21 protein-coding genes are annotated in these 20,870 nt (G+C 42.3%); 14 read left to right on the forward strand and 7 right to left on the reverse strand.

Annotated elements, in window-relative coordinates; genetic code table 11:
* The first annotated feature begins 129 nt into the window (after positions 1 to 129).
* From KWJ01_RS00465 to KWJ01_RS00515, 11 genes are all read left to right on the forward strand, one after another.
* Positions 130 to 726, forward strand: coding sequence for an MCP four helix bundle domain-containing protein (locus KWJ01_RS00465; RefSeq protein WP_224994299.1), 597 nt, complete (start codon positions 130 to 132; stop codon positions 724 to 726).
* A 173-nt stretch (positions 727 to 899) separates the two neighbouring features.
* Entirely contained in the window at positions 900 to 1,121 is a 222-nt protein-coding gene (locus tag KWJ01_RS00470) for a DUF433 domain-containing protein (protein WP_224994300.1), read from the forward strand.
* Entirely contained in the window at positions 1,118 to 1,225 is a 108-nt protein-coding gene (locus tag KWJ01_RS00475) for a DUF5615 family PIN-like protein (protein ID WP_224994301.1), read from the forward strand. Before KWJ01_RS00470 ends, KWJ01_RS00475 begins: the two co-directional genes overlap by 4 nt.
* Positions 1,226 to 1,383: 158 nt before the next feature.
* The gene (locus tag KWJ01_RS00480; RefSeq protein ID WP_224994302.1) at positions 1,384 to 1,725 is read left to right on the forward strand and encodes a PIN domain-containing protein; all 342 of its coding nucleotides are present in this window, start codon (positions 1,384 to 1,386) and stop codon (positions 1,723 to 1,725) included.
* 712 nt (positions 1,726 to 2,437) lie between these two features.
* Positions 2,438 to 2,692, forward strand: a complete 255-nt coding sequence (locus KWJ01_RS00485; protein WP_370634615.1) for a hypothetical protein — start codon at positions 2,438 to 2,440, stop codon at positions 2,690 to 2,692.
* 1,129 nt (positions 2,693 to 3,821) lie between these two features.
* Entirely contained in the window at positions 3,822 to 4,160 is a 339-nt protein-coding gene (locus KWJ01_RS28180; protein ID WP_224994303.1) for a DUF6438 domain-containing protein, read from the forward strand.
* 411 nt (positions 4,161 to 4,571) lie between these two features.
* Positions 4,572 to 5,378 carry a hypothetical protein gene (locus tag KWJ01_RS00495; protein WP_224994304.1) on the forward strand — a complete coding sequence of 269 codons (807 nt, stop codon included), beginning with the start codon at positions 4,572 to 4,574 and terminating at the stop codon, positions 5,376 to 5,378.
* Between the two features lie 453 nt (positions 5,379 to 5,831).
* The gene (locus tag KWJ01_RS00500) at positions 5,832 to 6,491 is read left to right on the forward strand and encodes a hypothetical protein (RefSeq protein WP_224994305.1); all 660 of its coding nucleotides are present in this window, start codon (positions 5,832 to 5,834) and stop codon (positions 6,489 to 6,491) included.
* Positions 6,478 to 7,008, forward strand: coding sequence for a hypothetical protein (locus KWJ01_RS00505; RefSeq protein ID WP_224994306.1), 531 nt, complete (start codon positions 6,478 to 6,480; stop codon positions 7,006 to 7,008). The genes KWJ01_RS00500 and KWJ01_RS00505 overlap by 14 nt, the downstream gene beginning before the upstream one ends.
* A gap of 2 nt (positions 7,009 to 7,010) precedes the next feature.
* Complete coding sequence (locus tag KWJ01_RS00510) at positions 7,011 to 7,802, forward strand: hypothetical protein (RefSeq protein ID WP_224994307.1); 792 nt, start codon at positions 7,011 to 7,013, stop codon at positions 7,800 to 7,802.
* 77 nt (positions 7,803 to 7,879) lie between these two features.
* A complete protein-coding gene (locus KWJ01_RS00515; RefSeq protein ID WP_224994308.1) occupies positions 7,880 to 8,503 on the forward strand; it encodes a hypothetical protein in 624 nt (207 codons plus the stop codon).
* A 449-nt stretch (positions 8,504 to 8,952) separates the two neighbouring features.
* On the opposite strand, the gene KWJ01_RS00520 is transcribed toward KWJ01_RS00515, so the two are convergent.
* The 4 genes from KWJ01_RS00520 to KWJ01_RS00535 form a co-directional block, all read right to left on the reverse strand.
* Positions 8,953 to 9,894 (reverse strand): ADP-ribosylglycohydrolase family protein, encoded by a 942-nt coding sequence (locus KWJ01_RS00520; protein WP_224994309.1) that lies wholly within the window; start codon positions 9,892 to 9,894, stop codon positions 8,953 to 8,955.
* Between the two features lie 101 nt (positions 9,895 to 9,995).
* Positions 9,996 to 10,430: a hypothetical protein gene (locus KWJ01_RS00525; RefSeq protein ID WP_224994310.1), complete on the reverse strand. Its 435-nt coding sequence runs from the start codon at positions 10,428 to 10,430 to the stop codon at positions 9,996 to 9,998.
* A 72-nt stretch (positions 10,431 to 10,502) separates the two neighbouring features.
* Positions 10,503 to 11,081, reverse strand: a complete 579-nt coding sequence (locus KWJ01_RS00530) for a hypothetical protein (RefSeq protein ID WP_224994311.1) — start codon at positions 11,079 to 11,081, stop codon at positions 10,503 to 10,505.
* Positions 11,082 to 11,150: 69 nt separating this feature from the next.
* Positions 11,151 to 11,408, reverse strand: coding sequence for a hypothetical protein (locus tag KWJ01_RS00535; protein WP_224994312.1), 258 nt, complete (start codon positions 11,406 to 11,408; stop codon positions 11,151 to 11,153).
* A gap of 261 nt (positions 11,409 to 11,669) precedes the next feature.
* Here KWJ01_RS00535 and KWJ01_RS00540 point away from each other — a divergent pair, with 261 nt between their 5' ends.
* A complete protein-coding gene (locus tag KWJ01_RS00540; protein WP_224994313.1) occupies positions 11,670 to 16,532 on the forward strand; it encodes a RecQ family ATP-dependent DNA helicase in 4,863 nt (1,620 codons plus the stop codon).
* Between the two features lie 405 nt (positions 16,533 to 16,937).
* On the opposite strand, the gene KWJ01_RS00545 is transcribed toward KWJ01_RS00540, so the two are convergent.
* Positions 16,938 to 17,228: a hypothetical protein gene (locus KWJ01_RS00545; RefSeq protein ID WP_224994314.1), complete on the reverse strand. Its 291-nt coding sequence runs from the start codon at positions 17,226 to 17,228 to the stop codon at positions 16,938 to 16,940.
* A gap of 68 nt (positions 17,229 to 17,296) precedes the next feature.
* On the opposite strand from KWJ01_RS00545, the gene KWJ01_RS00550 reads away from it, so the two are divergent.
* On the forward strand, positions 17,297 to 17,572 hold the full coding sequence (locus KWJ01_RS00550) for a hypothetical protein (protein WP_224994315.1): 276 nt from the start codon (positions 17,297 to 17,299) through the stop codon (positions 17,570 to 17,572).
* A gap of 28 nt (positions 17,573 to 17,600) precedes the next feature.
* Positions 17,601 to 18,290 carry a thermonuclease family protein gene (locus KWJ01_RS00555; protein WP_224994316.1) on the forward strand — a complete coding sequence of 230 codons (690 nt, stop codon included), beginning with the start codon at positions 17,601 to 17,603 and terminating at the stop codon, positions 18,288 to 18,290.
* A gap of 270 nt (positions 18,291 to 18,560) precedes the next feature.
* Here the strand turns inward: KWJ01_RS00555 and KWJ01_RS00560 are convergent, their stop codons facing one another.
* Entirely contained in the window at positions 18,561 to 18,974 is a 414-nt protein-coding gene (locus tag KWJ01_RS00560) for a hypothetical protein (protein WP_224994317.1), read from the reverse strand.
* Between the two features lie 1,191 nt (positions 18,975 to 20,165).
* Positions 20,166 to 20,870 carry a phage holin family protein gene (locus KWJ01_RS00565; RefSeq protein WP_224994318.1) on the reverse strand — a complete coding sequence of 235 codons (705 nt, stop codon included), beginning with the start codon at positions 20,868 to 20,870 and terminating at the stop codon, positions 20,166 to 20,168.

Below are 20,870 nucleotides of genomic sequence, written 5' to 3' on the forward strand. Positions count from 1 at the left end.
GGTTCCGTGAGAACGTGGGGGTGAAATTCCCCTGCGTGACTCGACTGTGAGTAACCAAAACAAGTTAAATCCAGCAACTCTGAAAAAAGCTAAGACTTCAATGGTGTCTTTAGAACCAAATAAAAGCATATGAGATTTTTCGCTAAAATAAGATGGATTGCAAGTATTCTTTTGGTCTTCTTGATTGTACTCATAACAAACCTGATTGATAGAGACAATTTCAACCGCCTGAGCTCCTCGGTGACTACTATGTATGAAGACAGAATTGTTGCCAGTGACCTGTTATTTGAAATGTCCAAGATTATTCAGGAAAAGGAAATTGCTATTCTGACCTCAGACACCCTTTTTCTTAATAACCAAAACATCAAGTACAATCAGGAACTAAATCAATTAGTAGAGGAGTATCGGCTTACAAAATTGACCGAAAAAGAGCGGTTGGTATTCAATCAACTTCAAGAAGAATTGGAATCACTTAAGCAAAAAGAAAGGTCGTCTACTAATATCTCAAATGGTGAATTAATAAAAAGCATAAATAAAATAGATCATCATTTGTATGACCTCTCTAAAATTCAATTACAAGAAGGCAGGCGACAAGTTTTTATTAGCGACAAAGCCAAAGACACCATTAACTTATTCACACAAGGAGAAATTATCTTCTTGGTTATAATGGCAGTACTGATTCAAATAATCATTCTGTACAAGCCAAAAGAACTTAATGAAAAATAAAAGCTACTCATATAGCTTATGGCGGATGAGCGGCTGCCAGCAAGGTATGCTCTCCGTAGTGTGGTTCATCCTTGGTGGACACGAAATTGCTCCGAAACCGCCACAAGCCATATACAACCCGTTATGGTTCATTAAATCGGAACATGGTAGCCAACTTTTGAGTATATTGGGATATGAATTACCAGGACTACATAGTAATAAGAGCTGACAAGAGATTCGGTAGGCCTACTATAAAGGGTACCAGAATAAAAGTTTATGATGTACTCAACTGGCTCTCAAATGGTATGTCTAAGGCAGAGATCTTAGCTGACTTCGAAGAGCTGAACGAGGACATGATCAATGCCTGTCTTGCCTTTGCTGCTGATAAAGAACATAAACTCCGGATTGCATCTTGACCCTGCTGTTCGACCAGAATATTTCTCCCAACATTGCAAAGCAGCTTGAGGATACCTTTCCTGGTGCAAAACAGGTAAGACATCTGGGACTGGAGAATGCATAGGATTTAGAGATATTCGAATATACCAAGTCAAATGGTTATGCAGTAGAGATGCCTTAGCCTATCAGAAAAAACTTCGTGACAAGGGGAGTGATCTATTCATTGACACCAATGCCATCATCAATATTGATAAGGGTCACGAGGCCCTTTTTTATTTTGAGATGGATATTTTCCCAAGGTACATACAAGCTAGATCAGCCAGATTGAAGCCTTTGCTTACCCTAAGCTCACAGATATCAGTCGGGAAAAAAATCAATCATTTTTTCACACATAAAGTGAAGGTTCATGGACATGATGAATTCATTCAGGAAAACATGATTGAGCTCATGCGCAAATACAAGCTAAAGCTACCGGATGCTGTTGTTGCTGCCACAGCAATTCTATACCAATTCCCTCTTTTGACTTCTGATACCGGATTCGAGAAAATCAATTGCGCTGGGTTTGAATTAATCCTGTATGATGCTCCTGTTTGGTTATCATCTTCAGGAGCGGGCAATATCTAACCTTACATCATACTCCCCCCCTTTAGATGTTAAGTGCTTTCCCATGCCTTTTCCTATATTCCCTGTCCATATTTTTCTACAATCACCAATTTTAGTTGCCTCTTGTAGCCATAGCGTGGGCTGATTTCCTTTCCGGGACATTATATAAACGCTCCTTTGTAAAACGCCCAACTTCAGGAAAAGTAGGCTGATATCACTGCCTGGACATATTTTGAACGGACGTTTATAATATGTACATCTCACATTTACAATACTATTTAATGAACTCTATTGCATACTTTAGAGTATCTGCCCAAAACATGAGGTGCTCTTATTTGGGCTTCGATGACTAGTTCCAATAGCTGCTGCGCTTCTTTCACAGCGTGATCAGATCATAAAGGAAATTTAAACGTTGAACCAGGCAAGCGCAACAACCGGCCATAAATACAATAACGAATGACTTGTCCTGAAAAAAGTTCTACCAAAAATTAACCTTTTTGTGATCAACTTTTTCTAAACAAGTCACTGCTGACATTAGATAGGCTCTGCGGATGGTGCAGTCCTTCAACTGCATTGCTGCCTAGTGAGGTGTTGGATACTTGATGATAAATTCCAGAAGTAAGTATTATAATTTCTGTTTTCAGATAAGAGGAAGCTATAGAAAGTATCTTATTGGTTATCCGGCGAGCACTTGGTAAATTACACTTCTTTTTTCTTATAAATTAGCCTCTGTATGATGTTCGATAGTCCGAAATTTCCTAAAACCCTTGATGAGGAGCTGTTTGAGACCTGGCTGGAAAGGGGACGGCTGAGTAGGCTGAACTACCACTATCTGCTCGTTGTCTGGAATGAACTTGATGCTGAATATCAACCGTTTTATGCGGAGAACCGCAATAAGATAGATGAGTATGAGCGATATCCTGGTGTCGTCGGCCATGAATCCCTCGTGGCTGTTTATGATCTGTATTCGGAGTCAAGGATTGTTTAGCTGTGCAGCTGTACAAACAACATACCTGGAGCAGCATAATGAATAATTACGCTAACTCTTGCTGGCAATGGAATTTACATTCATGTGGAGGAGTCATACTTTATTGGTATGGCGGCAAGTGCTATTGGTTGTACTTTGTATGGACTAATTGGGGGATATCCTAGAAGCGGTAATTTATTCGGAAGGATGGAAATCCTTGCTAAGGAAATGTACTCATCAAACTATATTGAATAAACCTGATGGCGCAAATTAAGCATATGAGCAGTATATAAACTCTTAATCGTACCCGACCAAACTTCCAGCTTCATGTGCAGTTCTTCCTTGAACACGCTTATGGGCTGTGAAAAATGCTTATTTGGGGCCATTCTTTATGAAAAGTGCTGATGGCAATACAGCTGAAAAGTACTTATGAGTTATGAAAAAAGCTTATTATATAATACTATTCATGAAAAACACTTATAGCTGTTGCTTTAGTGAAGGGGCGAGAAAGGATTTTAAAAGGCGCTGTTTGTCTACTGCAGAAAAAATATTATAAATGTTAGCAACAGGTTGTATTCCCGCAGAAGATAACTTTTTGTTTCACCATACATAGTTGTGTTGTTGAAACAGTCTGTTAATCAATTATGTAGGAGGCAAACAATTCCTGCCGAGTTCAACCGAATAAGCTCAAACTAAATCACAATTTGGTGCTGAGATTGCTGTGCATAATATCTATTCTGGTGGTGGCGACTACCAGCCTTTCCTGTTATAGAAATGAAACTGCCAAGAACTTCACCTATCGCCAGCAGATCCTTGGAGACTGGATTTTGGATTCTGTTGCGCATCCTGAAGAAATAAATGTTCACCCGGTATTTACCTGGAAAACGTGGTACTCTTTTTTAGATTCCAATCAGGTTGTATCCTCCAAGTATGGTAGAGGTGCAGCAACATATGTCATTCAGAATGATACCTTGATCTTTATAGTTAAAAGGAGGTAGGGGGTTCGGCCCCTGAAAAAGTACAACGCAGCTATAGAATTGAACATTTCACCCCTGACAAACTTGTTTTAGATCCCCTCAATCCTGGTAATGAGGTTTTATACAAGAAATTTCATTTGCTTAAACTGCAGCAGAAAAATTCAGTTCAGCCAATGCAAATCAGCTATGGCTCATCAGGCTGTTATGGGACATGCCCATCCCTTTATATCAGGGTTGATGAAGATAGAAATTTGTGGTTTTGGGGAGAAGCATTCACAGAAAAAGAAAAGGGATGGAGGGGAAGTGTTTCTCAAAAAGAGTATGATCGGCTGCTTCGTCAGATCCATCAGCTTTCGATTACTACCCTACAGCCAGATTATGCAGCCCCCTGGACTGATGATCAGACTCAGTGTGTCTCTATTCATTATAAGGGAGGTGAGATCAATAGTTGTGCCTACGGCTTACACGAGGAGCCAGTGGAATTGCGCATTCTTTTTTCGAAATCTGGCTGATTTATATAAAGAGGTGCCATTAGCTCCTGACAGCAGTCTGAGCATACATGACTTTAGAAGCATGGCAGTGTTCAAACCTATGTACGTTTCACCACCGCCACCTCCCATGCCACATCCTGATTCCATACACCCGGAAAGTATTGAAGTGCCGGTAGAAGAGGAATGATTTTGCATCATATTGTCTATATATCAGGGGAATATTGAGTGGTTTAGCCTGAGAGAAGCAAATGAGAGATATCCTAAGCGAAAGAGCATTTATTAACGTACACGTTAACACCGCAGGTGTGCGAAATCTGATGATAACATACGTTATCTTGTTTTGGATAGATTTGTAGCTTATGTTAGGGTTGTAGATAAGCCACTATGCGTTTTGTCTATTAGCTAGTTCACCCAACATACCGCTGCGCAGGAATGAGAATTTTAACTGTTCTATTAATTGCTTTCTCTATTGCCTTCCCGACTAAAGGTCAGTCAACCCATGATTTACCGAAAGAAGTTAATCTGGTTTTTGAATACATCATTAACAAAGACTACCCAGAGGTATTTGGTGGCAATCCCTACAAAATTCGTCCAGTAAATTGGGTTATCACTGATTTTGATAATGATGGAACCACAGAGGTATTTTTACAGACCTTTCCACATTTTAGGCAATCGCCAACCATTATTATTTACCAGATTGACGACCAGGATTCTGTAAAAAGAATTGCTGAAGCACTGGCTCCTGGTCACCTTATTGAGCTATCACCCGAGCAGGATTACATTGATCCCCACACGACTGGTACAGGCATAGACATGCAGCTTGGCTCGAATGATATGGAAAAGTTGAAGAAATTCGCTAAGTCCTCACTGAAATTCGGCATGAGCCCTGTCCTGTACAAAAATTTTATTCATACCGACAAGCGCGATGGTGCACCGACCTTTATAGATCTCACTTACTTAGACGATTACCCAAAAGAAAGTTCCTGTTTAAATTTTCAGTTTTCTACACCTGAAAAGATTCTTGCCGGTAGCGTAGCTGGCGAAAAGTATAAGTACTTCATCGCACAAGTAAAGCAGGAGCTCTTCTGTTATGAAATTAAAAGTTTTGACGGGGAGGGCTGGATAGAAAAGCAGGTAACCATTATTGAGTTGCCTAAGGATTTCAAAGAATTCAAATTTGCCGGGGAAATTATTCAGTATATAACTAATAAAGGAGCCATCAAGCCTCTGTTGCTCTAACCTCATCGTGCAAGTGAACTTTATTTTATCCACACCATAATTTTAAATAACCATCAAGCATTCTATATATCATTTCTGAGTTCTGGTGTTTCTGTTCGGTCTTTTTGTCCTGTTCTTTGGTTTTGGATAACAGGGTATACATAGCTCCAGACGGTTGCAAGAAGCGCTTCCCGTTACTATTGGAAAAATTCTGATACTTTCAGCGCCTTTGATCAGAACATAGAAGCAAAATCATGGCTGCTAAGTTTTATGTAGCCAGGTTGTATGCAGCATTTGTCCACTACATCATAAGAATAGGTTTCTACATCTTAGCATTTTAAAAAAGTTTTGGATCTAGGCGATCTTATTGAATAGCAATCAACAGTTATGCTGCCGAACAGATAAGAGGGTTGCTCCAATAAATTTCTTAGATATTAAAGGAAAGTAAATAGTATCAATTGATTTAAAAGTTTGATGAAAAGCCTCTTCATTCATCTGTTTCCACTGCTAACACTATTAAGTGCTTGTGGCGCCAAATATCACGAAGATCTTCCTGTTGCAGGCGCTAAGACTGAAGTGAAAGAAGCGCTTAACCAGCCAGAGCCTGCTCAAGAAAATGCTACTTCTCAGCACGAGCTATCACCTTTCTTTTTAGAAGGACACGAAGTACTGGATATTCAGAAGGGAGATATTAATAATGATCGGTTGGATGATGTAATACTGATTCAGAAAGCGACAGACGAAGTGGAAACTTCTGATGTGATCGATCATCCTACACCACGGCCGCTGATGCTGCTGCTCAGACAACCTAATGGAGAGCTGCAACTTGCTGCCCGCAACGATTATATTGTGCTGTGTGTAGATTGCGGAGGCATGATGGGAGATCCCTATCAGGGTACTACTATCAAGAATAATTATTTTTCTGTTGAACATTACGGTGGCAGTGCCTGGAGGTGGAGCAGGATCATCACCTTTAAGTACCAGTCTGATAGCCAGCACTGGTACTTGCATAAAGATGGTGGGGTAAGCTTTCATGCAGCCAATCCGGATAGCACTATGGAAGAATCTGTAAAAACCGTTAAGGATTTTGGCGTGATCAGATTCGAGGATTACAAAACAGATGAAGCAGAATAATAGCGCTGATCCCGGAAGCTCCTTTAGCCTAACTGCTGAACAGGCGCAACTCTATCAAAACATCAAGAAGTATAAAATTGATGATGCCACTGCCTCATACAGCTTTACCGAAAGGCTTGCAAAAGAAAATGGCTGGACCATCCTGTTTGCGATAAGAGCAGTAGAGGAATATAAAAAGTTCATGTTCCTAATATGCCTGGCTGATCATCCACTTACACCATCCGACCAGGTAGATCAGGTATGGCACCTTCATTTACTCTATACACGTTCCTATTGGGAGGAATTCTGTGGTGAAATTCTGGCAAGAAAGGTCCATCACGGTCCTACAAAGGGTGGCGAACAGGAAGCAGCTAAGTTCAACGACTGGTATCAGAAAACCAAAACGCTTTATGAGCAGGTGTTTCAGCAGGTACCGCCCATGGATATCTGGCCCCAGCCTGCTAATAGGTTTAAACGTACTCATTTTCAGCGGGTGAGCCTGGATGAGTACTGGATCATTAAAAAAATTAAGTTTTAGCTATGAAACACCTCTCTCAGTATCAGCCGGCACAAACGCTTATGTTAATCGATAGTGATTGTTCCCTGAAAGAACTGGTGAAGGTAACGTTCATGGACTTGCTTTTCAGGCAGGTGCTGCAAGCAAATTCTGTAACTTCTCAGCCACACCCCTTAACCTCAGCCTATACCAGCACTTATATATCCCAGGGCATTAACTTCAAAAATTACTTAAGTAAACCCTATGAAGAGGTATTCACAGCACCTTTTATCGGTCATGCAGGGTTAGAGGTTTTGTTCCGGCACTTGGTGAAAATGGGGTATCAGAACAGCGGAAGCAGGGGAAAATACAAACGCTTAATCATTCAAGAACTGGAAGGGGCAGGCTTAGCGGAAAGAACGTGGTGGAACCACCTTTTTGGAGGTTGTGAGTTAACGTCTGTAGGAGAGGAAGTCAGCAAAAAGTTAAAGGAGGAGCTGAAGTTACTCAAAGAAACCCTTCCTGGGCTAATAAAGGAAAATCCAGAGCAGGCCGGGGCAGTCCTGGAGGCAATCAAAGGGAATGTGTTTCTGATCAGTGGGTTTGATGTAGAGCTGCTAAGAAGATTTGATCAGGAACTGAACAAGCCGGCTGCATCCGTTACGAACAGTGTTGATACTTCTGATGTAGCAGCTGGTTGTTGGATTTGGCATTGGCATTTATTTGAAGAATGTTCCGAAAGCTTTGACAGCAGTTGCGGGGGTGATGCTGGCTGCAGCGGTGATGGCGATAGTGGTTGTTCTGGTGGTGGCTGCTCTGGCTGTGGCGGTGATTAGGAGCCTGTAAACAATTAACTTATATCCCTACCGTTATATATTGAGCATTGTTTAGTCATACCATAAAACTTCCTGCTATGAAAAAGGCTATTCTGATCATGCTCCTTTTTTCAGCTACCCTACCCCTGCAGGCACAAGAATGCCTGAATGTTAAACACAAATTGCGGGGCTATTTTTATGCTGGATCCAGTCAAGAAGATTCAACAGCCCTTGGTGGATTTTATGAAGATGCCAATGCCCCTAAAGTAATAAACGAAAGGATCAGGCAGCTATCCAAACCCTCTCAATTTCAGATGATCGTACAAATTGATTCCCTGGCGGAGTTTCAAAAAGGAATTAAGGGCTTCAAAGTATTCCTGGTCAATAGCACCAACTCTGTTATTTCACTGGAGGCCCAAGATAGTCGCCTAAATCTGAAAAGGCAGGTTTTTTATAACAACCAATGGCTGGATGTGGAGTATTTGCCAAGTAGTTGGTGTGGGAATAGCTATCATTCAGTTTTTATTAAACCAGGTGAGTATTGGGATTTCACAGCCCCTTGTCTGAAGGGTAAACATCAGGCAAAGTTCAGGTTTGAACTGGCAGTAGATGAACAGGAGAGGATCTATTCTAATGAGTTTAGTGGTAGTTTTAACAAGCGGCAGCTCATCAAAGAACAGGGCCACACGCCAACCAGCATTATGGACCCTTATGATAATTGAAGGAACTTCTGATCATACATATAATGCATGATCGTTTCTATAACAGTATCCAGCAACTTTATATAGATTCATGACAAGAGAAACGGTCAGGATAAAAGAAGAGTTTAAGCATGCAATTCCTGCTACAGTAGGTTATGTGCTCGCCATACTAGCTTTCTTCCTCTTGAATAAGCTGATTCCCAGCGGGCCATGTACGCCAGGGCCAGGCATATTGATTTTATTTGTGCTGCCAGTAATAAGTTCTGTGTTGCTCATTTATAATCTCATCCAACGGTTTAGGAGCGGAGATCCGAACAAGATTGTCATCTGGATTCACTTGCTTGTGTTTTCGGCCATGATAGTGCTTTTTATGCAGGATTAGTTTTGAAGAGTGAATGTGCCTGCTCTGCATGATGAACATAGGTAAACACGTGTAAATGAATGTGAATGCTAACACCAATGCTTTACTATTAGTAGTGCATTGTAGCTGCAAATTTATTACACAACTCTTCAATATCATTTTTTCGAGCTAATAGTGTTAGCCATTCCTGCGGAATACCGCTTTCACCATAAACCAACCCTGCCAGTCCACCAGTAACAGCAGCAGTAGTATCTGTATCGTCTCCTAAATTCACAGCCTTCATTACGGCATCTGCATAAGTATTTGTATTGAGCAGGCACCAGATGCTTGCTTCCAGTGTATGCACTACATAGCCGCTGGATTTGATCTCATCTTCTGTCAGCTTTGATATATTTCCTTCCAGCAGCCGCTTATATAGGGCAACTTCTACAGGATTTATCTGCTTTTGCAGTAGGAAATGGCGAATTACCTGTGCTGTTAAATGGTAGGCTTCCTCCCTGGTATTTCCAATCAGTAGGAAACGAGTGAATTCCAGGTAATAAAAGCAAGCAATGACAGAGCGTACGTGAGCGTGGGTGATGGATGAAACCTGCTTGGTTAACAACCAGCGCTCTTCTATGGGTAGCTTGTGGATGTAAAACAGCAGGGGGAGAATTCTCATCAGAGAGCCATTGCCATTGCTGCCTTCTTCAAAACCTCCGGCAAGATCGGGTTGTACCCCTTGAGCCAAGCGGTAAATGGCCTGACGTGTAGCCATGCCAATGTCAAAAACTCGTCCGTGGGCCGACCAGTAGCCTACACCTAACCAGTCGCGAAAATTGCGTGCTACTTCTTCTAGTTGGAAGGTTGTATGGCTCAAAGCTTCAGCCAGGCAAAATGAAAGGGCGCTATCATCGGACCAGGTGCCGGGTGGCTGCTCATGAGAACCATAGCCACGCATATTCGTGCAGGGATTTTGCCGCAGTTGGTAGCGCGAAAGAAACTCATAAGGGACACCTAGCGCATCGCCTACGGCAAGGCCTAAGAGTGCTGCTCGTATCTTTGATTCCATGGGTGTGTGGAGAAATATCGCGAAGGTAAGAAGTTGTTGTTAGTTTGGGCGTTAATTAAGGTGTATGTTAAAAGTTCCGAAATGGTTATATTGAGTGTAAACTACTGATTTTTCAACGCAACCAGGCGTCGATAGGCTTTCAGGTATTTGTTGAGTCTGCTCATGTCTTTCTCGGTAATGTGGGGCAGGCGTCGGACGTCCAGGTTGTCTGTCAGGTCATTGATTTTTACGGCAACAGCAAGCCGGTTGCACACAATTCTATCTAGGAAAGCATCATAATCTTCGTCCTCAGATGTTTTAGTAACACAACGTAGGGCATCTATGATTTCAGAGGAAAAGCCTTCCCTGTTCAATTCTTCAAAGCTCCAGGAAGTATCTTCCACCAGGTCATGCAGCACGCCACATATCTTTTCATCTTCGTTCTTTCCCAGGCCCATGACGCGAAATAGGTGCTCAATATAGGGGCTGCCTGTTTTATCAACCTGGTCTTTGTGTGCTTCAACGGCTATTTCAATAGCTCTTTTTAAAATGGACATAGTAAGAGAGAGTAAGGGTATAAAGAATAAAATTTACAGTAAGGGAAATGATGAAGTAAATGAAAAATTGGACTATGCCAGCTCCTCTTCGATCATATTTTTGATATAGGCGCAAAAGTATTTTTCACACTGAGAAACAGTCAGCTGCTCCAGCCGATGGCTCCTGATCAGCTCCGGGAGATGAACAATGCCCTTTCTAACAGGAATGGCTTTCAAATTCGATAGATAGGGTAGGGCTCTTTTCCAGTTAAGGGAGTCTTCAAGAAAAGGAGTAATAACAATCAGAAAAGCATCCTCCAGCATGGCTGGTGCCAATCCCCCCAAAAACTTGATCAGCGCATACGTACACTCCTGGCTGTCCAGATCAGCGATCAGGATAAACTTATCCTGCTTTTGGCTGGCTAGAAGTGCCTGCATAGCCTCCAGGTTTGTTAACCAGTTCTCCTCATGGCTACCTGTGCCTACTTTATATTTAATGATGTGGGGCATTGTTGTACCAGCTGGGAAATGGGACAGCAGATCCCCCTCTTCCTCTACCACAACTGTGAAGTTAGCTGTTGCTATACCTACTTGAAGGGCATGAACAGCTGCTTTTAAGCCCATCCAGCCGAAGCAGATAATTTGGTTTGGTGGTGTTGGTGAGGCAGTCATCTTAAACAGGCAAAGGAGCACAGCAGGTAAAAGGCCACGAAATGGCCCTTTACCCGCTGTGAATCTTATTCAGTTAAAGATATACAAAATATTATGATCAATAGACTCGAACATCTCAAAGACCACTTCCCTTTCTGAAAATCGTTCATCAAAGTTGTCGGTGATGTGGTTTAGCTCTTCCATCGTCATGTCGCTCTTGAATGCAATCATGATATAAGAGTCTTCTCCTAATGGTAAGTCAGCTTCATGCAGTTCTTCTACCCTTGAGAAAGACATTTGAAACAAGGACCGGATGGTTCTTGGTTTGTGAAACGTAAAATTGATCATGGCTTTAATTGTTTTTAAGGTTTAAAAGAATTTAGCCATAAGGGTAGAGGACGTCCAAAGCGGCCAGGAAAGCAATGCTTATGTAGTAGTTTGAAACAAGGGGAATTTGGTCCAAAAGAACCAAAGTTAGGTATCGTAATAATGTTTATAAATAACAAAGTATTACTTCGCTGTTTGAAGTCATAAACATTTGATTCTAAAAACGATATATTGCAATTTATCCATAAATAATCTCCATCTACAGAGTATAGTGAAGCATCAATGGTAGGGGTTGCTTTTTTTGATATAGAAGTAATACAGCAGCCAAAGGAAAAGATTGCTAGCATAGGGGTATTCTTTGAGAAAAAGGCTTGGCGTACCCTATCCCTGCATGATTTTGAGCGATTGTGTGAGCAGGCTACAGTGCTCTGCGGACACAATATCTTTGCCCATGATATCCCTCAATTAATCAAAGCAGGCATTTCTCCCCGCTTTTCGCAGAAGGAATTCATTGATACCCTATATCTTTCCCCTCTTCTGTTTCCTAATAAACCTTACCATCGCCTCATTAAAGACTATCAGCTGGTAAGTGGCCATATTAATAATCCTGTAGAAGATGCAAAACTTGCTTGTGTGGTACTTGAGGAATGTTTGCAGGCCTTTTACTCCTTGCCTCATGACTTTAGAAGTATCTTATCGGATCTGCTGAAAAATCAGCTCCAATTCTCTACTTTCTTCAAGCTAGCAACGCTGTCTAGAGAAGAAACATTAAGCGAGGAGCACATTGACAGGAGAATTCACAACTACTTCAAAAACAAGATTTGCCAAAATGCAGATATAAATACGATTATTCAACAAAGTCCACTGATACTCGGATATGCACTGGCGCTCATCAATGCCACTGATCCCGGTTCTATAATTCCCCCCTGGCTGTTGTTCAAATTCCCTCAGTTGACAGCGTTAATGCATCAGCTGCGGTCCCTTTCCTGCCAGCAAGCCTCTTGTAACTACTGTACTACAAATCTTTCGGCCTTAGCAGGGCTTAGGAAATATTATGGGTATGAGGGCTTCAGGAAGTTCAGTGAGAAGGAGCACGTCCCTCTGCAGCAAGAAGTGGTAGAAGCTGCATTGCGGGGAGAATCCCTGCTGGCTGTCTTTCCTACCGGTGGGGGTAAATCCTTAAGCTTTCAGCTCCCGGCCATCATGAAAGGAGTGGCGAACAGAGGACTTACTGTAGTGATCTCACCCTTGCAGGCCCTCATGAAAGATCAGGTGGATGTACTTCGAAATCGGTTTGATGTTACGAGTGCCGTTGCCATTAATGGTTTGCTGTCCCCATTGGAACGCGCAGATGCCATTGAAAGGGTACGGCAGGGAGGTGTGAGCCTTTTGTATATCGCTCCTGAATCTCTCCGCTCTAATACCATACTTAAACTTCTGAAGGGAAGGTATATTGAGCGCTTTGTCATAGATGAAGCCCACTGCTTCTCCAGCTGGGGTCAGGATTTTCGGGTAGATTATCTCTATATCGGCAGATTTCTCCGAGAATTGGGAAAAGCAAAAAATCTTCCATTCACCACACCTGTTTCCTGCTTCACGGCCACCGCTAAGCCTGAAGTAGTACAGGATATTGTGCAATATTTTAAAAAGGAGACAGGCCTAAGCTTGACGCTATATCAAACCAGTGCAGCCCGCAGGAACCTCCACTATCATGCTGCTATTGCAGAAAGCAGGGACCAAAAAATGCAGCAATTAGAAGACCTGTTGGAGAAAGTATCGGAACCTGCCATTGTGTATGTAAGCCGCACCAAAACTGCTGTTCATGTTGCAGAAGAATTGAAAAAGAGAGGATTCAAGGCTGCTGCTTATCATGGCAAGATGGAGCCTGATGTAAAAATCAGCACACAGGACAGTTTTATGCGCGGAGAAAACAACATCATCGTGGCTACCTCCGCCTTTGGGATGGGCGTCGATAAAGAAAATGTGAAGATGGTGGTGCATTATGATATCTCTGACTCTCTGGAGAACTATCAGCAGGAAGCAGGTAGGGCCGGCCGGAAACCAGATTTAGAGGCCCATTGCCATTTGTTGTTCGATGAGAACGATTTGAATGAACATTTTGCCCTGCTCAACCAGACCAAGCTTAGCAAAAAGGAAATAGGTCAGATCTGGAAAGCTATTAAAGATTTTAAGCGCACAAAATTCACCAAATCGGCTCTGGAAATTGCGAAACAAGCCGGTTGGGAAACCGATGTGATGGAACTGGAGACGCGGGTGAAAGCTGCCATTGCTGCGCTGGAGGATGTGAATTATGTAAGGAGGGAGCAAAACTCTCCACGCATTTTTGCGCAGAGCATTCTTGTCCGGAACGTAGATGATGCCAACAAGATCATCAGGGCTAATGGGGGAAAATTTCCTGATAAACTGGAGCAGGATGCTATTAGAATTTACCAGTACCTTATTTCCCGGGAAGACACCATGGTCGATTATCTTTCCGATGATCTGGGAATCACGAAAGAAACTGTGGTACAGATTCTGCTTCACTTCAAAGAGTTGGGCTTGCTGGGCGATACCCGCGATCTCACTGCGTTGGTCAACCCAGTCAGAAGTGAAAAGAGCACGGAACGATGCTACCAGCGCAGCATCCAGCTGGAAGAGGCTCTCATCGAGTTTTTGTTTCCTTCAGAAGATCTCGGTACCCTGAAAGTAAATCTAAGGGAGTGCAATGAAAAACTCATAGAGAGAGGCTGTGAAAGCAGCACCCTTGAGTCGATTCGTAATCTGCTCCAGTTTTGGGAGCACCAGCAGTGGATTCGCAAAGAACGGTTGGAGGCGCATCATATGCTTTACAGCCTTCAGTTCCGATTGAATCGATCAGCAATACAGGAAAAGTTTAGCATCAGAAAGGCACTGGCCGCTGAGGTAGTGCGCTGGTTAATTAAGGAAAACCAGAGCAAGGTAAGCAGCAAAGAAAAGCGGGAGGAAGCGGCCTTACAGTTTTCAATGCTGGAAATGAAAACACATATCGAAACGTCAAACCTCTTCTTAGCGAAAGCTGCTCTGGTAGAATATGAATCCATCCTGCTCTATCTACACTTTATTGGTGCCATTAAGCTGGAAGGTGGCCTTTTTGTGCTGTACAATCCCATGACAATCGTGCGGCTGGAAGAGAATAATTTAAAGCATTATACAAATGAAAATTATGCCAAATTAGAAAAGCACTATGAAAAGAAGGTAGAGCAAATTCATATTATTGGCGAGTATGCCCGGAAACAACTTCAAAATCATTTTGAAGCTTTAAGATTTGTAGACGATTACTTCCAGCTTAGCTATGATCATTTCATCAATAAATACTTCGGAAGACAAAAAGTAAATCTTAAACAGCCGATAACTGAAAAGAAATTCAGGGAGATCTTTGGCAGGCTTTCCGAAGAACAATTAGCCGTAGTGAAAGATAACAAGAATGAGAAAATTCTGGTTGGGGCCGGACCTGGCAGCGGTAAAACACGGGTTTTAGTACATAAGGTGGCTTCTTTGTTGATGATGGAAGATGTAAAACCAGAGCAGTTTCTAATGCTTACCTTTTCCCGCCCTGCAGCGACAGAATTTAAGGAGCGCTTGCAGCAGCTTATTGGCAAGGCCGCCTTCCAGATAGATGTCTTTACCTATCATGGCTTTGCTTTTCAGTTGCTAGGCCGCGTTGGTGATCTCAAGAAATCTGATAATGTGATTCAACAGGCTACGGAGGCCCTGCTGAAGGAAGAAATCCCTGCAGATCGCATCAAGTGTAAAAGTGTGTTGGTGGTAGACGAGTACCAGGATATTAATCAGCAGGAATATGAGTTTCTTAACATCATCGCAGCACTTGCCGATGAGGTTCGGGTGATAGTCGTAGGCGACGATGACCAGAATATCTATGAGTTCAGGGGATCGTCTTTAACCTATATGCGCAGCTTCGTGGAAGAACAGAAAGCTAAACAATACCTCCTGAGCAAAAACTATAGGGCAAAGGCAAATCTAGTAGAATTTTCTAACCAGTTTTTGCGACTTTTCAGCTCAGAACGTCTTAAAGCCGGACTTTCTATCAGGGCTGAAGCTACTACCAATGGGTTACTGCAGATAACGCTTCATCCAATTAGTTCGAACCTCATCACTCCACTGGTTCAGGATGTGGTAGCCCTTAGGCGCAGTGGTACCACTGCAGTACTCACCCATACCAATGAAGAGGCCATGCTGGTACAACATCTGCTAAAACAGGCGAATGTTCCTGCCCGGCTCATCGCTGCGCAGGATGGATTTTCTCTGCGCCAGCTCATTGAGCTGAGGTGTTTTTCTATATACCTTCACCAGGAGATTAACCATGAGCTTGGGTTTATTACGCAGGAATTATGGGAGAGAAGTCGCGATAGAATGGTGGGTCAGTTCGCTGGATCAGCAGATTTACCCTTGACCTTAGAAGTAATCAAAGGTTTTGAAAGGGATTTTGGAAAGCGCAAGTTTTGGTCCGATTGGATTGCATATTTGCAGGAGGTAAGAACAGAGAATTTCGCTTTCCCGGATGCCAACAAAGTACTGGTTTCTACCATGCACAAAGCCAAGGGCAAAGAGTTTGACCATGTTTTTCTGCTGTTGCAGCATTATTCCTTATCTACAGAAGCCAAAAAGCGGGTGGTATATGTAGCGATCACCAGAGCGAAGGAAAGTCTACATATTCATACCGATCAAAGCTATTTTAATAAGTTTGGTGTGCAGGATCTCCAGATCATCAGAAATAATGAAATTTATCCAGCACCTCAGGAAATAGAACTAGAACTAGGCATGTCTGATGTTTGGCTCGATCTGTTTAAACAGCCTAAGGTCATCAGTCTGGTGAAAGAGCTAACTGCAGGAACGGTTTTGGAGACCCCTTCAAAGCTAACTGATGGATTGGCCGTTCGTCAACAATGTGTCGTAAAATTCTCCTCCAAATTCAAAGAAAAGCTCACACAGCTAGAAGTGCAGGGATATAAATGCTGCAGGGCAGAAGTGGCACACATCATAGTCTGGTATTGTGAAGAAGAGATTAAGGAGTTTCGGGTAGTGTTACCCAGGCTATTTCTGGAGAACTGTACTGGAGCTGCTACATTTGATAGGACAGAGAGTTAGGCTTCCACCAGGGCACCTTCTACAACCGCGATTTCTATGATTCAATCCAGTGCAGTTGTATAGTTTCTTCATTTTGCCAGTCGACCCTGTTTCTGTTGTCTCTGACGCAGCCAAAAATTCTGTGATTTTTTTTCTAATAGCATTAGGTACTGTCATTTTCCTTTTTCCTTCTTCTGTTTTCCTGTAGGAGTAATTGGCTAATTCTCCTTTTTTACAGATGGCTGCCATCGCTCCCATGTGGAAGAGCCGCTTCATTTTCTTGTTAGCATACTGACTGATCCTGGTATATTCACTTTACAGCGGTTCTAAACCTGGGAGGAGGTCACAACTCCACTAGCCAAATAAGCCGCACCTGTGATCATGATAAGCAGAAAAAGTATATGTACTTCTCTGGCAACTATCTTCTTAGTTTTTAGCTGCATGAGGATGTGGGTTTTTGTTAACAATGGCAAACAGTTCTATACCTTCAGGAGTCTTTAGCGCTACAGGAGGCTTACAGACTTTACAAGGCTCATAACCTTTAGCCCTGGCATCTTTTACCGTTGTTTCAATCTTGCTCTTACTAAGATACCTGCAACCATCTTCATGATACTTAGAACCGGTTTTGGTTACATAGACAGTTTGTAGTGAACTTGCATAGACAAACCCTATCAGCAGAACTAGTATTAGCAGAGTTCTTTGAAAAAATCTTTGCATGCGAGAGAGGTTTTGCTTTAAGTTAATAATTAATATAGTTATTCCAATAGCTGTATTCTGATAAAGAGATGAATCATTATACTGACGCTGAAATAGTTGTACATCACATTACAGCCTTAGTTGGTAATGATCCTGCTAATTGGTGTATAGGCAGGAGCCTGAATACTCCTATTCCAGAAAATGAGCTACACAGAATACAAGCGCTGGTATATTATCCCTGCGAATGGGATACAGCAAAAGAGGTGTATAGCTTTATGGTCAACAACTACGGCTTACAGCAAGATCTTTGGTGGTCAATAAATAGTGGCTCTCTGATCTATGTTTATAAAGCAGTCAATCCCTAACTTAGTCTTAAAATTTACCCCTCTGGAGATGAAGAACAAAAGTGCTGTTAGAAGTCTATTGCTACTGTTTGGCCTGTTACTGTTTATTAGTGGCGCCTGTGAAGAAGAGAATGCAGTAAAAGAAGGTGTAGAATATAAAGGCAGGGTTGTAGGGGTTTCAGATGGTGATACCTTCACCCTTCTTACTCCTGATAAGCAGCAGATAAAAGTAAGACTATCAGAAATTGATGCACCGGAAAGCGCACAACCCTATGGAACCAGGGCAAAACAAGTCTTATCAGATTTAATCTTTCAGAAGGATATTACTGTAGTGAAAGAAGACATAGACCGTTACGGCAGGCTGGTAGGGCATATATATGCCAATGGTACGCATGTGAACCGTAAGCTGGTACAAGATGGCATGGCTTGGGTGTACAGGCAGTATCTGAAAGATCAAACCTTGCTCCAGGATGAACAGCAGGCAAAAGAGGCTAAACGGGGTTTATGGAGTTTACCAAGCACAGAACAAGTACCTCCTTGGGAATGGAGGAAAGGCAATAGAACTGGCAACTCTGGCAATGACCCCGTAAGCAATGAGCAGGAGTTTACCTGTGGTAGTAAAACCAGATGCAGTCAAATGACCAGTTGCGAAGAGGCAATGTATTACCTGAAAGAATGCGGAGTTACGACGCTAGACGGAGACGGAGACGGGATGCCATGCGAAGCCCTTTGCCGGTAACATGAATCCGATTCTGATTAAGTGTAACGCATGTCTTGAACCTTCACAGGTAATGGAGATGCTGCTTTTGCCGAACATCTTACTAACCTTGGCCTTGCCTACTGGATCAATAAAAAGGCAGAGGCTACCGAAGATGGCCTGTTTAAGCGCAGTAGCCACTAGAAGTAAACTGTGGCTAAAACAGTAGGTTCTATAAGGCCTAAATCCTTATGAGTAATAATCTACTTTTTAGGAATATATTTATAAACTATTCGATCAATGCAGTAGCTACTACTTCCTTATTTTTCCAGAATTGTGGGTAGATAATGTTCCTGCTTTTTGTACTGCATCCAAAATACGGTACAGTTGTCTGTCAGCTACATTATTCTTACTACCATTTGTAATCTTAGTCCTTGAATGTTTCTCCCCCTTAAGCTGGCTTAGATGTGATACATCCATTTGAGGATACGCATCAAAAAAGCTAGGTAGATCAAAACTATAATCAATATGTCCGGCAGCAAGTGGTGATTTTCCCTTTTCCTCCAGGTATAAATTTGCACGCTTCAAAGTCTCTTTTTTCAATTCTGCCCAGGAATCTCCTTGGGCTGCAATCAATTCACTGTTATTTTTTCCTGTGTGTCCTATAGCGCTAAAACTACCATCTCTTTCTATGATGACTGTGAATATGATCCTCTGTTTCTTCATAACTATATTAATACCCTCTAAAAGTTGTGAGCTATTTTCTAAATTACTAATTAATTTAGTTACTTGCTAATATTATTAGTATTTTTCCAATTATTGATCAGCTCTCACTGATCTAGACACCTGAATATGTGGCTGGTATTACGCTACCTCCGGCATGTCTGTCAGTGAAAACGTTGAGTTAAATAGCATAATACCAGAGAAGATGAGCAGTATATTAGTGGCGGTGGCTGTGATATCTCATGGCCGCTAATGATCTGTCCTCGAGGCTGAGGATTGTTGCACTGGGCAGCTATATTATCAACTTAGGAGGAGCATAGGGAACTGAAGCTGTAGCAGTATATGGAGTCTTGCCGAATGCATCAGCATTACTTAGGGAGCATATTCTGATATAAGCTACGAGATTGGTGCCTATAGATGTGCAGGAGTAAATACCAGAGGGAAAGAAAAATTTTCCCCCTCTGGTTCACATTAATGAATCCCCGATTAGCGTAAAAAGCGTCTATAAAAACATCCTCCTGTGAAGCACCTTCACCTTTTATTGATAAGATCCGACAACCCTTCTACAGGAAAAAAATTAAAGAATTAAGAATAACGATGGATCTACAAGATGGGAGGATAGGCCGTGGTATTTTTGCCCCTTATTCACCGGTAGGCATAAGCCCATAGACAATTTTACAAAGCCGAAGACTGCGCCGGTATTGATGCTGAATTTAATGGTGTACACCCGAATGAAGGAAGTAATGTTTCGATTTTATCAGCAATTTCAGACCAGGAAGCCACTATCTTCCAGGCGCCAGCTACTTTATTTGTACCCGGCAAGAAGCAATTCAGCCAGGCATAAGCAGGAAGTTATAAATGATCGCTTTCTTCACCCTGGTAAGTTTTACGCTTGGCTTTGCAACATGCCCATTTATCGTTTATGCCAAAGGAGCATGTAGTCTCACGGGCTTACAGCCGGCTTATGAGCCTAAAAATTCTTTTGGTCTTTTTCTCCCTTTATAAAATCATCATAGTAGCAACAGGCCCTACTCTGTACAAAAGCGGAAAATTACACAACAGAAAAAAGGGGAAAGTATGATGGCACATCTGGGAATGCCCGGACAAAAAAAACAGCAGCGAGCTGCTACCTGGAAAAATCCACTGCTTTGAATACCACTTGCATCCATCAACACCAAGCCCCTGGATGTAGAACTAAGTTAGCAGCCTTCGGTCAAGTTCTTCCATGTACTTTTTGGCAGGGCGCGGGTTCTGAGTAGAAAGGTATTTAAGCGTTACCTTTACATATCCATTAGCCAGATCGTCTACTGTTATATCATAAGCCTTCTTGTACCTTACGGTAGCGAAACTCTCGATGACTAGTTTTTCAGCATTTCCACCTACCACTCTTTCTTGGTACCCTCTTTTCTCCCAGGTGACACTAATCATACCAATGTCCTTCTGATGGAAGAGTTTTTTCCCGAAGAACAGGCTGTTGATAAAGTGATTCCCCTCAATGTATTTTGTTTCTTTAAGAGCCACATCAAATACGTGGCTATAGTTGCCTTTATAAATTTTCTCAATGAACTGGTAGTCAGGCTCATCCTTAAACTTCTTCCTGATGTAAAGTAGCCCAACACCCGCAGCAACGAGGGTTATGGGCAGCAGCCATGCGATTGGTGGCGTAGGGTTGGAGCCCCACCCAGCTACCATAACACATAAAAGTACAATTCCAAAAAAAATAAGCACACCCGCAATCACCTGGCCGAGTACATGAAAAACGACCAGGGCAGCGCCAGTCCATCCCAGAACAGAAGAAGAAACCATCCCTGCAAAGGGAAAATTAACACCCATACGTAACTGAACGTATGCTAAAATCAGAAAGGTGAATCCTAAGTAAAGAAGCCAACGGCTTTTCAT

The organism is Cesiribacter sp. SM1 (assembly GCF_020178975.1).
Taxonomy (GTDB): Bacteria; Bacteroidota; Bacteroidia; order Cytophagales; family Cyclobacteriaceae; genus Cesiribacter.

What these genes read in the sequence shown, in the direction of transcription:
- KWJ01_RS00465 (WP_224994299.1), top strand. Translation starts at nt 130, where the DNA reads ATGAGATTTTTCGCTAAAATAAGATGGATTGCAAGTATTCTTTTGGTC.
- KWJ01_RS00470 (WP_224994300.1), top strand. Translation starts at nt 900, where the DNA reads ATGAATTACCAGGACTACATAGTAATAAGAGCTGACAAGAGATTCGGT.
- KWJ01_RS00480 (WP_224994302.1), top strand. Translation starts at nt 1,384, where the DNA reads ATGGATATTTTCCCAAGGTACATACAAGCTAGATCAGCCAGATTGAAG.
- KWJ01_RS00485 (WP_370634615.1), top strand. Translation starts at nt 2,438, where the DNA reads ATGATGTTCGATAGTCCGAAATTTCCTAAAACCCTTGATGAGGAGCTG.
- KWJ01_RS28180 (WP_224994303.1), top strand. Translation starts at nt 3,822, where the DNA reads ATGCAAATCAGCTATGGCTCATCAGGCTGTTATGGGACATGCCCATCC.
- KWJ01_RS00495 (WP_224994304.1), top strand. Translation starts at nt 4,572, where the DNA reads ATGAGAATTTTAACTGTTCTATTAATTGCTTTCTCTATTGCCTTCCCG.
- KWJ01_RS00500 (WP_224994305.1), top strand. Translation starts at nt 5,832, where the DNA reads ATGAAAAGCCTCTTCATTCATCTGTTTCCACTGCTAACACTATTAAGT.
- KWJ01_RS00505 (WP_224994306.1), top strand. Translation starts at nt 6,478, where the DNA reads ATGAAGCAGAATAATAGCGCTGATCCCGGAAGCTCCTTTAGCCTAACT.
- KWJ01_RS00510 (WP_224994307.1), top strand. Translation starts at nt 7,011, where the DNA reads ATGAAACACCTCTCTCAGTATCAGCCGGCACAAACGCTTATGTTAATC.
- KWJ01_RS00515 (WP_224994308.1), top strand. Translation starts at nt 7,880, where the DNA reads ATGAAAAAGGCTATTCTGATCATGCTCCTTTTTTCAGCTACCCTACCC.
- KWJ01_RS00520 (WP_224994309.1), bottom strand. Translation starts at nt 9,894, where the DNA reads ATGGAATCAAAGATACGAGCAGCACTCTTAGGCCTTGCCGTAGGCGAT.
- KWJ01_RS00525 (WP_224994310.1), bottom strand. Translation starts at nt 10,430, where the DNA reads ATGTCCATTTTAAAAAGAGCTATTGAAATAGCCGTTGAAGCACACAAA.
- KWJ01_RS00530 (WP_224994311.1), bottom strand. Translation starts at nt 11,081, where the DNA reads ATGACTGCCTCACCAACACCACCAAACCAAATTATCTGCTTCGGCTGG.
- KWJ01_RS00535 (WP_224994312.1), bottom strand. Translation starts at nt 11,408, where the DNA reads ATGATCAATTTTACGTTTCACAAACCAAGAACCATCCGGTCCTTGTTT.
- KWJ01_RS00540 (WP_224994313.1), top strand. Translation starts at nt 11,670, where the DNA reads ATGGTAGGGGTTGCTTTTTTTGATATAGAAGTAATACAGCAGCCAAAG.
- KWJ01_RS00545 (WP_224994314.1), bottom strand. Translation starts at nt 17,228, where the DNA reads ATGCAAAGATTTTTTCAAAGAACTCTGCTAATACTAGTTCTGCTGATA.
- KWJ01_RS00550 (WP_224994315.1), top strand. Translation starts at nt 17,297, where the DNA reads ATGAATCATTATACTGACGCTGAAATAGTTGTACATCACATTACAGCC.
- KWJ01_RS00555 (WP_224994316.1), top strand. Translation starts at nt 17,601, where the DNA reads ATGAAGAACAAAAGTGCTGTTAGAAGTCTATTGCTACTGTTTGGCCTG.
- KWJ01_RS00560 (WP_224994317.1), bottom strand. Translation starts at nt 18,974, where the DNA reads ATGAAGAAACAGAGGATCATATTCACAGTCATCATAGAAAGAGATGGT.
- KWJ01_RS00565 (WP_224994318.1), bottom strand. Translation starts at nt 20,870, where the DNA reads ATGAAAAGCCGTTGGCTTCTTTACTTAGGATTCACCTTTCTGATTTTA.